Here is a 13,330-nt window from a genome sequence, read left to right as displayed (position 1 = left end):
TTGACGTGTAACCCGTTACAACGTGTAAGCTTTTTTCGAGAGAAAATACTAATGTGAACGCAGCACGTTCACCATGAATTCAATGAATGGAGCGATCTATATGAGTAAATCTTCGAATCATACGTATTCATTTCCTGAAAACTTTCTGTGGGGCGGTGCCATTGCGGCGAACCAGGCTGAAGGTGCATACAATCTAGGCGGCAAAGGTTTGTCCACTCAAGACGTTGCTCCCCGGGGTGTCATGGGTTCGATTACGGAGGAGCCAACGGACGACAATATGAAACTGATCGGTATCGACATGTACCACCGTTATAAGGAAGACGTGAAGCTGTTTGCCGAGATGGGTTTCAAAGTGTTCCGTACTTCTATCGCATGGTCTCGCATTTTCCCTAAAGGGGACGAGCTTGAGCCGAATGAAGAAGGCCTGCAATTTTATGATAATCTGTTTGATGAATGCCGCAAGTACGGTATTGAACCGTTGGTCACGTTATCCCACTATGAGACACCTCTGCACCTTGCCAAAGAATATGATGGCTGGGTTAACCGGAAAATGATCGGCTTCTATGAGCGCTATGCAACAACTGTTTTCAATCGATATAAAAATAAAGTCAAGTACTGGCTTACCTTCAACGAGATCAACTCTATTCTTGAATTCCCGTTCATGAGTGGCGGGATCTACACACCCAAAGAAAAGCTAAGCAAGCAAGATCTGTATCAAGCGATCCACCACGAACTGGTGGCAAGTGCATCCGCTGTGAAGCTGTGCCATGAGATCATCCCTGATGCTCAGATCGGATGTATGATTTTAAGTATGCCGACGTATCCACTAACTCCGAACCCCGATGATGTCATTAAGGTGATGGAGTACGAACATAGCAACTATTTCTTCGGTGATATGCATGTGCGTGGACGTTACCCTGGATACATGAAACGTTATTTCCGTGAAAAGGGCATTGAGATTCATATGGAAGACGGCGATCAGGAGATGCTGCTTAACACCGTTGATTTCATCTCTTTCAGCTATTACATGAGCACATGTCAGACAGCCGATCCTGCCAAACAAGTGGCTGGTGAAGGAAATCTGATCGGAGGAATCCCTAACCCGTATTTGCCTGCGAGTGAGTGGGGCTGGCAGATCGATCCGCAAGGACTGCGCTATGTGCTGAATATGTTCTATGATCGTTACCAGAAGCCGCTGTTTATCGTGGAAAATGGTCTTGGCGCAGTCGACGAGTTAATCACGGGTCCGGATGGCGAGAAAACAGTGAATGATGATTATCGAATCCAGTATTTGAATGACCATCTCGTTCAAGTCGGTGAAGCATTGGAAGATGGCGTAGACATTATGGGATACACTTCTTGGGGTTGTATTGATGTCGTGAGCGCCTCCACTGCGCAATTGAAAAAACGTTACGGTTTCATCTATGTAGACCGTCACGACGATGGTTCAGGTACGCTCGAGCGTTACCGCAAGAAATCCTTCCACTGGTACAAAGATGTTATTGCCAGCAACGGAAATAGCCTGAAGCGTTAAGCTCCAAGATTTAAATTTCAGGGCATAAACTTCAAGGCGTAAATTTCAGGTTTTAACTTCAAAACGTAAACTAGTTAAACCCTTCTTTCGGCAGCATGGTGTCAGCAAAGCCATAGCATCCAAGCTTGGCATGCTGACTGTTCTGCCGAGGAGGGTCTTTTTTTCATATCGCGCTACTCTACATTAATCTCCTTGATCACTCTTGCGGGATTCCCGCCTACAATCATATTACCCTGCACATCTTTCGTAACTACCGCTCCCGATGCAATAACCACGTTATCTCCGATGGTAACTCCCGGATTAATAATTGCTCTACCGCCAATCCATACATTGTTACCAATGGTTACAGGTTTACCGAATTCCGCTCCGGTGCTGCGCTCATGTGGGTTAAGCGGATGAGTTGCTGTATAGATATGTACATCTGGTCCCAACAAACAGTTCTCTCCGATTCGGACTTCGCATACATCCAGAATCGTACAGTTAAAATTGGCATAAAAATGATTGCCTACGTGGATGTTATATCCATAATCGACATGGATATTCGGTTCCATGCTTAGATGCTCACCTGTCGATCCCAATAGTTCCTTTAACAGCTTTTGGCGTGTCTGTTGTTCGATCTCCGTCGTTTGATTAAATAGACGTGTCTTCTTCCGTGCACTCTCTCTGTCTCGGGATAATTCGGCATCAGTAGCCATATACAGTTCCCCGTCCAGCATCTTCTGTTTCTCTGATTTGATCGTCATGTAAATCTCCTTTGTGCAGATCTTATATGTGTATTCTTTGGAAGTAAGTAGCAACGTTAATACAAGTTATAAAGCTTAACAACTTATACTTATACTTTTTAAAACTATTTTAATTATATGGGTTCATGATCAAAAATCAAGCCTCTTTTGTATTTTCGGCCTACGGACTCCGTCCATTAAATGACGAAAAAACCTCTGTACTTCCGCAAAAATGCTGGAAACACAAAGGTTCTATTTGAGTTGCAATTATGAATCATTGTATCCTCATGCGATCGCATGAGCATGTTTTTCTTTCATACTAATTGCGAGAACGGCAGTACCAAGTCCAATACATACAAGGATAGAGCCAACCCATCCGGTGTTCATAATGGAAGAGTGATCAATAACCAGACCGCCGATATACGTTCCCAGTGCAATCCCCGCATGGGCTATACCTGAGTTCGTGCTGATCAGAATTTCAGATGTCTCAGGCGAAGTCTTAATAATCAGACTATTTTGTACGGGTGTAACCGTCCAGCTTAGTGCACCCCAGATACTTAACAGTAGCAGAAAAGCAATCAAAGGCAGTCCCGTGCTGAGAGGAATCACAGCCATACTGATCATGAACGGGACTAACACGATGATAATGGCTTTAGCAGGATGAAGCCGATCGGATAACATGCCCCCCATGCCTCCGCCTGCTACAGCAGCGAGTCCAAACATCATATAGATTAACGTGATTGCTGTTGAACTGGCACCGATGGTTTCCTGCAGGAAAGGCGTAAAATACGCATATAACGTTAAATGCCCAGCCAGTACGAGCAGTGTAGTTGTATGAATCGCCAGCATTTTCGGATTCCAAAGTGCCTTTAACTGATTTTTCAAACTCACGGCAGGAGCAGGTTGTACACGATCCATCGCAAGACCAATCGCCACCATGACTAGCACGGTAAGAACCGCAATCAGCATAAATACTTCACGCCATCCAAGCGCATTACCTATAAAAATTCCAATCGGTACGCCGAGAATCAGAGATGCACTTCCTCCCATCGTTATCGTACCCACCGCACGTCCTTTATACTCAGGTTTCACGATACGTGAGGCTAGTGTCAATGATAATACAAAAATAAGCGAACCTGTTGCGGCTCCAAGCATGCGCCCTGCCATTAACATATAAAAGTTCACACTAAACGCTGAGATCAGATTACTGATCAGAAATACAAATAACGTAACCATGTATACCTTTTTACGCTCAAACCGGGCTGTCATATTGAGTAGTATGGGTGCGGATACCGCATAGACCAATGAAAAGATTGAAATTAAATAACCGGCTTTCGCCAGAGACAGATGGAGATCCGTTGCAATCAGATCCAATATGCCTCCCAATATCAGTTCAACCGTTCCGACCACAAAGGCTGCAATGGCTAAAACATATACCTTTTTGTTCATATTATAAAATCCCCCTAACAAGTTACAACTACGATAGTAACCTAATCGATTGAAAAGTTCAATGGATATTTTTAATTTATTTTCAGATTGTTTTTCATTTTATTTACAAAAAGATAAAAAACAAAAAAAAAGACTATTCTTCGAAAGAATAGTCTTCTAATAGATCAATCTCGTAAGCAAACGTTCAATTTCTTCGTCCTGCAACAGTTGCTCCCCGTATTTTTTGGTGATCTGTGTCAGAGCCACATCGTGATAGAAATAATCCGTCATCGCTTTAACAATCGGTTTGGACATGGTCTTGATCGCTTTCCACGATTCATTTTCCAATCCGGCGAACAGCAGATAGGCATGATCTACAATAAGCAATTGTGATGGCTCTGGCGCATCAAGTAACGGAATAAGTGAGTATTTGCGGGTTAGCGAACTTTCCAGACCACCAACCGCGAGCACTTCTACATACACACCTTGTCTCTCCTTCTGCTCCAGCAAACCACGGTATCTCTCCAACCGCTCATTCCAGGCCAGAAAAAGAATCGATGAATCTGCCTCTTCAATCAGCTGTTCTATGTTTGAAGCAATGGATGACTCATCCTTTAATGTCCAAATATGCTCATCCGTGAACGTACGCTTGATTTTATATTGTTTCAAGGTTTCTATATCTTTGTCGAAATCAAGCTTGATTTTGTGAATCACCGTTTGCAGATCCACCGCCATGTACAGTTTTTTCTTGCCATCCATCGTTGTCAGCACGATGCCTTTATCGATCATTCGATTAAGCACTTCATAAATTTTAGCCTTGGGTACATTCGAGGCGCTTACAATCGTCGTCGCATCCAGCGGTTCATCCTGCGCAAGTATAGCTTCATAGACCTGACTTTCATATTGAGTAAAACCGAATTTTTGCAACATGTTTTGTTCAGAACGTCCCTTCGTTCTTAAATGTGTAAAAGAATAGTTCAACTTGTATCTAGTTTAGAGACAAGTTCAGCACCTGTCCAGTTTCATGGTGTCTGTTCAAATAAAATGAGTTAAGCCTGGTTATATTAAGCTTGAATTACCCATTCCCTGTTTTGGAAAGGAGCATGAATCCGAATGGAAAGTACACAAGAATTCGTGAAAAAGGTCAATGAAAATGCCGAGAAAGCACGTCACAACAAAAACAATGGTAAAGGTACGCCCGGTGATAAATTACCGAACAAACAACACTCCACGAACAAATAAAACACAAAGTTTTATAACTTCACCTAACTGTGAACCAGCATAATCAGAAGCATCCATGCGAAAAAATATGGTGCCTCACAACAGTGAGTGCATCATATTTCCTGTCACTAATTGTTTACTTATTACTTGTTTCTTGTTTACTTCGAATTGGCATAATGTATCACCATGCTCAGCTTGTTACTACTTGCCCCAGAATTATCGTAAGCATGCGGCTGATCCGCTTTGAAACGAATCGAATCTCCCTGTCTTAACTTGTATTCTTCTTCGCCTACTCTGATCGTAAGCTCCCCTTCATACATCGTGATGAATTCCTCAGCCCCGTCAATATGCGGTTCAGCAGTCAACGATGCCTGTTCATCCATCTCCATCATGTACATTTCAAACCGGCGCCCCTCTTCCAAAGAAAAATGAGGATAGATTCGGATTCTTCCCTCATCTTCTCGCATGACTTTGATGTCTTCCCTCATGAGAACGGTTGTATTCGACTTCGCTTCATGAATTAATTCACTGAATGAAATTTTTAACCCGTTTGCAATTTTCCAAACCGTTGCAATCGAAGGATTAGACTCCCCGCGTTCAATCTGACCCAGCATCGTCTTGCTAATGCCCGACAGATCTGCGACCTTGTCCAGACTAAGTTTTCTTTGCTCTCTGATTTGCTTCAAGTTGTGAGCCAAAACCAAATTAATATTTTCCATCCAAAATACACCTCTCTCCTCGCGCCCTCTTGTGCACTATATAGCACATATTGTACAATTAAAACATACATACGTTATAACGACCATATAGTTCATTATAACATACAATATATACCCACAAGGAGAGCATATGGATATTTTATCTTTAGTAACGTACGCAATGATTTCTTCTTTTACACCCGGTCCCAACAATATCATCTCCATGACCCGTGCGAGGGAGCATGGATTCAGAAGCACGTTTCCTTTTATTCGTGGAGTCGCTGCCGGATGCCTTCTGATCATGATGTTATCCAGTTATTTCAACCTTGCTCTATATCAATACATTCCGGCCATCACCCCGTGCCTCAATGTATTCGGATGTATTTACATGCTCTATCTGGCTTTCAAAATCATGAGGAGCACATCTTCCAAGAGTGAGTCTGAGCACAATTCGAAAAAGACCCGTTATTCATTTTGGTTCGGATTCAGCCTTCAACTGATTAATCCGAAGGTTATCCTATACGCGCTTACAGCTTTATCCGTGTTTGTCCTGCCTCATGCGCAGTCACATCATCAACTCTTAGGGTATTCGTTACTGCTCACCCTGATTGGAATAAGTGCGAATCTGACATGGGCATTGGGTGGACGTTTATTTCAACGGTTCCTGTTAAAATATGAACGCCCTTTTAATATTGTTATGGGTCTTTTATTGATCTGGACCGCGGTTTCGTTGATCACATAAAACTAAAACAAAAGCGTCCACTCATCTAATGAGCGAACGCTAGCTTTGTTTAAAAACGTTAATCCTGATTCCTTCTCCACCATGACCGAGTAGCATGAGCTACATTACTCAACATAACCGTCTCGCCTATGACCGGTGTAATGACAGATACATTCAAGGCTCGTGCGGCACGAGTTACCCGTTCAGCTGGTTCGTTCCAGGCATGATAGGCGAGGGTGAATGCCCCCCAATGAATCGGAATCAATACATTTCCGCCCACATCCAGATGGGCTTGTACCGTTTCTTCAGGCATCATATGAATGTTGGACCAGCGTTCGTCATATTGGCCGCATTCCATCAAGGTCAGATCAAACGGTCCATACTTGCTTCCAATCTCCTTGAAGTGTGGACCGTAACCGCTGTCTCCACTGAAAAACACTTTCGTTTCCTGCCCAACAATAACCCATGAGCACCATAACGTGGAGTCCCGATCAAATAATCCTCTGCCTGAGAAGTGACGAGCAGATGCACAAGCGAATGTTAAACCCTTAAAGAAGAATTCATCACCCCACTGATGCTCCGTAATCTGGCCAGCTGGCACTCCCCATTTGATTAAGCGTTTGCGTACACCAAGAGGAACGATAAAACGATTGGTATTACTTTTTAATTTTCGAATAGAAGAAGCATCAAGGTGATCATAATGATCATGAGAGATCACAATCGCATCCAAAGTAGGAAAGTTTTCAGGCTGCATAGGCAGATCCTTGCGGAAACGTTTCGTTCCAACCCACGACACGGGTGACGGCCTGTCACCCAACATGGGGTCAAAGAGTAGTCTGTGACCTTCGATTTCGAGCAGAAAAGCCGAATGTCCAAACCACGTCACCTGTGAATGTTCAGACACCCCCTCTGTTGTAGCAGGTTGATAGTGTTCCATAGGTATATTCCCTGACGGCCTCCGTTCTACATGTCTGCGCATGGAATCTCTCAATATACTTGTGAGTGACTTGATGCTCATTCCGGCGGTCGTTGGAATCTGATTTTCGTATTTCGTCATAGTTCACCCTTCTGTTCTCCATACTCCATGGCTAGTCTTGTGGAGAAATGCTAATCTTACTTCATCTTAATTCAACGCTTGCCGATATTCAATTTTGTATGCCAGAGGAACTACGATGCGTTAAGCTAGAATTAAGATACTGTTTCCACTCGTATAAGACTGGGCTTATATGATATAGAAAAAACAAGAGAGAGTGTGAGCTACCATGAGCAAAAAATGGCGTAAAAGACTTGTTAAATTTCTGATATTCGACCTGTCACTGATTATTATTCTATTAAGTACCGGATTGATCTATCAGCAGATCAGTTCTTCACAAGATGAAAAAACATTTACACCTCCGGGCAAACTGTATGAAGTACATGGAGATAAAATGCACCTGTATACAGGGGGAGAAGGCGATGTGACCGTCGTTCTTGCCTCAGGTTGGGGAACAGCTGATCCCTATGTAGACTATTATCCTTTATATGAAAAGCTTGCCCCTAATACGAAATTCGCTGTATACGACCGCTTCGGCTATGGATACAGTGACAGAACCGATAAGAAACGGGATGTAGACACGGTAGCGGACGAATTGCATGAACTGCTACAGGTTTCCGGCCAAAAACCACCTTACGTGCTCGTTGCTCACTCCCTTGGTTCATTGGAGACCCTTCGATTCGCACAGAAGTATCCTGAGTTGGTAAAAGGTATTGTGATGATCGACGGTGGCAATCCTGAATTCTACGCAACGGGTCAGGATAACCTGGCAGATACGATTGGTGGTTTCGCGAACCAATTCCGTATCAAAACCGGACTTTTCCGGCTAAGTATGCAAGTCCCGGCTGTCGTTGACGCCTCTAATGCCAATCGCAATGAATTAAAACTGGTACCAGAGGATTTGAGAAAAGTAGATAAAACGGCGCTACTTCTGAGCTATGGCAATGCTAACACGATTGATGAGTTACGTGAAACGCAACGGAATGCCAAAACGGTGATTGCCAATAAGCATCCCTTATCCGTCCCTCTCACAATTCTGACCGCAGATTACTTTGGTAAACCGGAACCGGATTGGGTGAAAACTCAGAGTGAATTCAAATCATGGTCAACGTTGTCCAAACAAATTACTGTCAAAGATACGGAGCATTACATTCATCAATACCACCCGGACATTGTAGCTGATGAAATCCTGGATATTGTTAAGAAATAATTAATCCGTTGGAACAACAGTAATCATCCGAAAAGGTAGTTCCGGAAAGTAAACAAAAGAGCGATGTTCCCTTACATTAGGGAACATCGCTCTTTTCAAATGATTCATTTCATTTTAGTGCATCGGACTCTGTTGCTTGTCAGCCGAGCCAACCTTCACTCTTCTTACAAATAAAGCAATGACAAAACCAACAAGAGCCAAAATCAACGCAAAGACAAATGCATTCTGTACACCAGATGTGAATCCTGCAAGGATATTTTCCGGACTTTGCGGATTCTCAACACTGCTCAGGAACCGCGTCTGTCCAGCACTCAAAATACTTACGGCAACAGCTGTACCAATCGCACCGGATACCTGTTGAAGTGTATTCATAATCGCCGTACCGTGAGGGTAAAACTCACGCGGCAACTGATTCAATCCGTTCGTCTGTGCAGGCATCATCACCATTGAAATACCAATCATCATGAACACATGCAACATAATAATCTGGATCAGAGGTGTTGTTGCTTCGATACCTGTGTACAGGAACAAGACAACCGCAACGACTGCCATCCCGATAATAACGAGCCATCTTGGACCAAACTTATCAAACAATCGTCCCATCACCGGAGACAAAAATCCATTCAGCAAACTACCTGGCAATAAAACGAGTCCGGCAGTAAGTGGTGTAACAGCCATTCCCTGCTGTAAATACATCGGCAAGATCAGCATGGACGACAGAATCATCATCATACAGATGAAGACTAGAAGCAGTCCCGTCGTAAACATCGGATATCTGAACGCTCTTAGATTCATCACTGGCTCTTTCATACTTAATTGACGGATACTGAACAAGAGCAATGCAACGATACCAATGGCCAACGTGGCAATAACAACCGGGCTGGTCCAGCCTCCGCCAGATTCACCATGTCCACCTGCACTACTGAAGCCATAAACGATGCCACCAAAACCAAGTGTGGACAGAACAATCGACAACACATCAATCTTGGGCTTGGTCAACTTGGAAATGTTCGGCAGGAACAACAACCCACATACCAAGGAGATCAGGAAGAACGGCAAGGAAATCCAGAAAATCCAGTGCCAGCTCAAGTTAGCCAGAATCAGTCCTGAAATACTCGGGCCGCTTGCTGGTGCAAACATAATAACGAGACCAATCAAACCCATCGCCGCTCCACGCTTTTCAATAGGGAAGATCACCAGTATCGTATTAAACATTAACGGGAGCAACAGTGCCGTTCCCACCGCTTGTAACACGCGGGCTACGAGCAAAATTTCAAAGCTAGGTGCCAGCGCAGCAACCAATGTTCCTGCAATCGAGAAAATAAGTGACGTTGTAAATAGCTGTCTCGTCGTGAACCATTGCAATAACAATCCAGAAACAGGTACCAATACACCAAGGACGAGCAGGTATCCTGTAGTTAGCCATTGAATAGTTGTAGGTCCAACCTCAAGTAGACCCATAAGTGGTGTCAAAGCGACATTCAAAGCCGTTTCACCAAACAAACCGATAAACCCGCTCAGCAGCATGGCAAACAAAATTGGGAATACCTTATATTGCTGTGTTTCTTGCTGGTCTTTTGCTGTACCAGCCTTCATGGAAGCCTCCACGATCCCATCCTCCTCAAACATATCCTGCGATTTCTATTTTCTCTTTCTCTTGGTACAACTATTGATGCTGCTGGACATTCTTCGCTACAACTGACAAATAATCCGCAGCCGTCAGCATCGGCTGTTTATCCTGATTGGTCAGCGTAATGATCAATGCGCCTTCCATCAGAGAAATTACGAGCATTGCCGTCTCACGAGCCTTCTCTTCACTAATACCGTCCAACATGAGATGCCTTGCGATAATATCCTGCCACCCTGCAAATACGTTCTGTGAAGCCGTACGCAACTGTTGACTGATACAGGAAGTCTCTACAGCAGCCCAGAAGCTGAATGGCAGAAACCCCGTATAACCACAGGCTTCGGCTTCATTCGCTGTTTCATAAATGAATTGCCGAATGCCTTCTGCAGTCGTCTCATGGGCTGCAAAAATTTCCTCGAACCTTTGCAAGATATGGGCATTGGCTGATTGAATGCATTCGAGAGCCAGCTCTTCTTTCCCCTTAGGAAAATAATGATATAACGAACCTTTCGGTGTGTTACTCTCCTTAATGATCTGATTCAGACCGGTCGCATGATACCCTTGTGAAAAAAAAAGTCTCGCTGCTGTGCCAACAATAAGATCTCTGGCATTCGACTTTTCACTCAAAGAAAGCCACTTCCTTCAATAAATTATAACAATCGGTCTATATAATTAAAGTCGCTCGCGGGCAACATGTCAATGCTTTTATTTTAAATTTTACGAAAAAATAACACTTCCCTACTATATAGAGACATAAGTAAAACCGTCAGCCTTATCGACATGTAATCGAGAATCAGCTGGCGGTTTCACTTCCTATTGTTACGCTTTATTTACAATCCCAAGTTTCAAGATTTAACTCATTATTAATACTAACTGCGGTTAACGCTCCTAACGATGCTGCCGTGATCGCCTGATACAGTTCAGATGCGGCATCTCCAGCACTAAACACACCAGAGACAGATGTTCTTCCCTGTGAATCAACGACGATGGTTCCTGTCTCCGTCATCTCACAACCGATGATTCGGGGCAAATCTGAACCCGTCTGAAGCTTGGGCTGGAAGAAGATGCCCGTACAAGGAATCCATGTTCCATCACTCAGTTCAACTGCGCTTACCATTCCATCCTCCGATCTGATCGATTGAATAGGAGCTTCGTAAACCTGCACCCCATGACGTGAAAGTTCTTGCTTCTGTTCTGCTTCCAAAAGATTGGTATCCTGGATGCACAGCGTAAATTGACTTGTCCAGCCAGAGATTAGTTTAGCCATATGTAATGCGTGGTTGGCGCTGGTAATGATGACAAGCTCCCGATTCCTGAGTTCCCATCCATCACAGTATGGGCAGACAAATGCGCTTTTTCCGTAGACTTCAGATAAACCTGTAATCTCCAAAGGTAAATCTCTTTTACCAACAGCAAATAAAACCTTTTTCGCGTCATACTGCTTTCCCTCGACTGTTTGAACAACAAAATCGCCGTCATTTCCAGTGATTTCTGTTACCGTATCTGATGCAAATTGCACCGAAGGATACGCAGCGATCTCTTCTTTTGCAATTCTGCGGAATTCCTGTGGACTCACGCCATCTCTAGTTAAAAAGCCGTGTGTCTCTCGGGTAACCCAATTACGAGGTTTCTGATCATCAATAACAAGCACCTGTTTTCGGGCTCTCCCGAGTACCAGTGAAGCGTTAAGTCCAGCAGGCCCTCCCCCCACGATTACGACATCAAATGCATTACGATCTTCATTCATATATAACATCCTTTCCAGACATTTAATATCTCTAATAGTAACAAAAAAAATATTCTCTCTCTTCTGCACACTTGGTACTTAAGAAGCAAAGACATGTGAAATATCTAATAGCGTCCCTTCTAACAGATAGTGGAATCCAGACTTTATGTCTCTTGAACAAGACCATTAGAGATATCTTATATCTACAATACAGTTATTATTTCGTATTTGCAATATCTTTGTTTCATTTCTACAATTAAACGATGACAATCTTTCGAAAATACGCGCGTAGCACAGAACTGTTGTTTTAACAATTAAAAAAGTTCTTGTTTTTAAATTGTTCACAATCAAATGACATTATTATAAATACTAGAATGTAATTTAAATCACAACGCGAATTGAATGATATAATGGACACATATTATATTAAGTACAAACAATAGGAAGTGAGTATTTGAAAACATTAAATAATGAATCACAAGCCAATATCAGCTTGGAGTACAGCTCGATTCCAAAAGTATTTTTAGATACGATCAAAATTGGAATCATCAAGTCCAACTTGATCGCCATGTTTGCAGGTTTAAGTTTAGCTTTATATGTATTTGATGCATCTATCGTTGCTAATATTGTTCCGATTTTACTTTCATTTCTCGGTTCTTCATTAATCATCGGAGCAGCTGGGGTGTTCAACAATCTGTATGACCGTGACATTGATGCGATTATGGAACGTACGAAGAAACGTCCTACCGTCACAGGGCGGGTCGATACCAAGTCTGGTCTGATTCTAGGGTTTACGATTACGTTGATTGGTGCGATTATGCTGTACATTGCATCTCCATCGGCCGCTTTTTTTGGCCTTCTTGGTTTGTTCCTTTACGTCATTCCATATACGATGTGGACCAAACGTACAACGATTTACAACACTGAGGTAGGTAGTCTGTCAGGTGCTGTTCCTCCGCTGATTGGATGGGCAGCCATCTCTCCGGAACTTGGACACTTTGAAATCTGGGCACTGGTCGTAACGATGTTACTATGGCAAATGCCCCATTTCTACGGTATCGCTATTCGTCGCTTCGATGAATACAAGGCGGCAGGTGTTCCGATGTTACCTGTGGTAAAAGGGATTGGACGTACTTATGTACAAACAAATGTTTATCTGGTATTGCTGTTGCTTTCCAGCTTCCTGTTCTGGCCAATGAGCCCGTTTGTTGCCATCGTGGCTTTTCTGGTAAGTCTGGCTTGGCTTATTCTTAGTGTGGCTACGTTTGACAAGAAAGAAACCAAAAAATGGTCACAGCGTATGTTTATTTTTTCCATTAACCATATCACTATCATTTTCTTGGTTATCATTGCGTATTCCTTGATTGCTTAAAGAAAATAAGACAATAGACATTTCTACCGGGCTTTATT

Annotated in this window: 13 protein-coding genes; 5 read left to right on the top strand and 8 right to left on the bottom strand. The window is 43.1% G+C overall.

Annotation, left to right across the window (positions count from 1 at the left end; all coding sequences use genetic code 11):
• Positions 1–100: 100 nt before the first annotated feature.
• Positions 101–1,534 (top strand): glycoside hydrolase family 1 protein, encoded by a 1,434-nt coding sequence (locus MKY23_RS13345; RefSeq protein WP_154889352.1) that lies wholly within the window; start codon positions 101–103, stop codon positions 1,532–1,534.
• A 173-nt stretch (positions 1,535–1,707) separates the two neighbouring features.
• Here MKY23_RS13345 and MKY23_RS13340 read toward each other — a convergent pair whose 3' ends face one another.
• From MKY23_RS13340 to MKY23_RS13330, 3 genes are all read right to left on the bottom strand, one after another.
• Complete coding sequence (locus MKY23_RS13340; RefSeq protein ID WP_339838738.1) at positions 1,708–2,277, bottom strand: sugar O-acetyltransferase; 570 nt, start codon at positions 2,275–2,277, stop codon at positions 1,708–1,710.
• 264 nt (positions 2,278–2,541) lie between these two features.
• Entirely contained in the window at positions 2,542–3,705 is a 1,164-nt protein-coding gene (locus MKY23_RS13335; RefSeq protein ID WP_339838735.1) for an MFS transporter, read from the bottom strand.
• 156 nt (positions 3,706–3,861) lie between these two features.
• Positions 3,862–4,614: a TrmB family transcriptional regulator gene (locus MKY23_RS13330; RefSeq protein ID WP_090924049.1), complete on the bottom strand. Its 753-nt coding sequence runs from the start codon at positions 4,612–4,614 to the stop codon at positions 3,862–3,864.
• 183 nt (positions 4,615–4,797) lie between these two features.
• On the opposite strand from MKY23_RS13330, the gene MKY23_RS13325 reads away from it, so the two are divergent.
• Positions 4,798–4,926, top strand: coding sequence for a DUF4023 family protein (locus MKY23_RS13325; RefSeq protein WP_090924048.1), 129 nt, complete (start codon positions 4,798–4,800; stop codon positions 4,924–4,926).
• Between the two features lie 137 nt (positions 4,927–5,063).
• Here MKY23_RS13325 and MKY23_RS13320 read toward each other — a convergent pair whose 3' ends face one another.
• Complete coding sequence (locus MKY23_RS13320; protein WP_339838730.1) at positions 5,064–5,624, bottom strand: helix-turn-helix domain-containing protein; 561 nt, start codon at positions 5,622–5,624, stop codon at positions 5,064–5,066.
• A 130-nt stretch (positions 5,625–5,754) separates the two neighbouring features.
• Here MKY23_RS13320 and MKY23_RS13315 point away from each other — a divergent pair, with 130 nt between their 5' ends.
• Positions 5,755–6,345: a LysE family transporter gene (locus MKY23_RS13315; protein ID WP_339838727.1), complete on the top strand. Its 591-nt coding sequence runs from the start codon at positions 5,755–5,757 to the stop codon at positions 6,343–6,345.
• Positions 6,346–6,403: 58 nt separating this feature from the next.
• On the opposite strand, the gene MKY23_RS13310 is transcribed toward MKY23_RS13315, so the two are convergent.
• Positions 6,404–7,381 carry an MBL fold metallo-hydrolase gene (locus MKY23_RS13310; RefSeq protein ID WP_339838725.1) on the bottom strand — a complete coding sequence of 326 codons (978 nt, stop codon included), beginning with the start codon at positions 7,379–7,381 and terminating at the stop codon, positions 6,404–6,406.
• Positions 7,382–7,586: 205 nt separating this feature from the next.
• On the opposite strand from MKY23_RS13310, the gene MKY23_RS13305 reads away from it, so the two are divergent.
• Complete coding sequence (locus MKY23_RS13305; protein ID WP_339838722.1) at positions 7,587–8,567, top strand: alpha/beta hydrolase; 981 nt, start codon at positions 7,587–7,589, stop codon at positions 8,565–8,567.
• A gap of 114 nt (positions 8,568–8,681) precedes the next feature.
• Here the strand turns inward: MKY23_RS13305 and MKY23_RS13300 are convergent, their stop codons facing one another.
• From MKY23_RS13300 to MKY23_RS13290, 3 genes are all read right to left on the bottom strand, one after another.
• Positions 8,682–10,163: a DHA2 family efflux MFS transporter permease subunit gene (locus MKY23_RS13300; protein WP_339839415.1), complete on the bottom strand. Its 1,482-nt coding sequence runs from the start codon at positions 10,161–10,163 to the stop codon at positions 8,682–8,684.
• Positions 10,164–10,233: 70 nt separating this feature from the next.
• Positions 10,234–10,821 carry a TetR/AcrR family transcriptional regulator gene (locus tag MKY23_RS13295; protein ID WP_154889367.1) on the bottom strand — a complete coding sequence of 196 codons (588 nt, stop codon included), beginning with the start codon at positions 10,819–10,821 and terminating at the stop codon, positions 10,234–10,236.
• A gap of 199 nt (positions 10,822–11,020) precedes the next feature.
• Positions 11,021–11,941: an NAD(P)/FAD-dependent oxidoreductase gene (locus MKY23_RS13290; protein ID WP_154984136.1), complete on the bottom strand. Its 921-nt coding sequence runs from the start codon at positions 11,939–11,941 to the stop codon at positions 11,021–11,023.
• Positions 11,942–12,374: 433 nt separating this feature from the next.
• Here MKY23_RS13290 and cyoE point away from each other — a divergent pair, with 433 nt between their 5' ends.
• Complete coding sequence (cyoE, locus tag MKY23_RS13285) at positions 12,375–13,292, top strand: heme o synthase (RefSeq protein ID WP_253494804.1); 918 nt, start codon at positions 12,375–12,377, stop codon at positions 13,290–13,292.
• Positions 13,293–13,330 lie beyond the last annotated feature (38 nt).

It is taken from the genome of Paenibacillus sp. FSL R7-0272 (genome assembly GCF_037969905.1).
GTDB classification, from domain to species: domain Bacteria; phylum Bacillota; class Bacilli; order Paenibacillales; family Paenibacillaceae; genus Paenibacillus; species Paenibacillus polysaccharolyticus.
The sequence above is the reverse complement of the archived record's forward strand: the minus strand, read 5'-3'. Positions and strand labels throughout refer to the sequence as shown.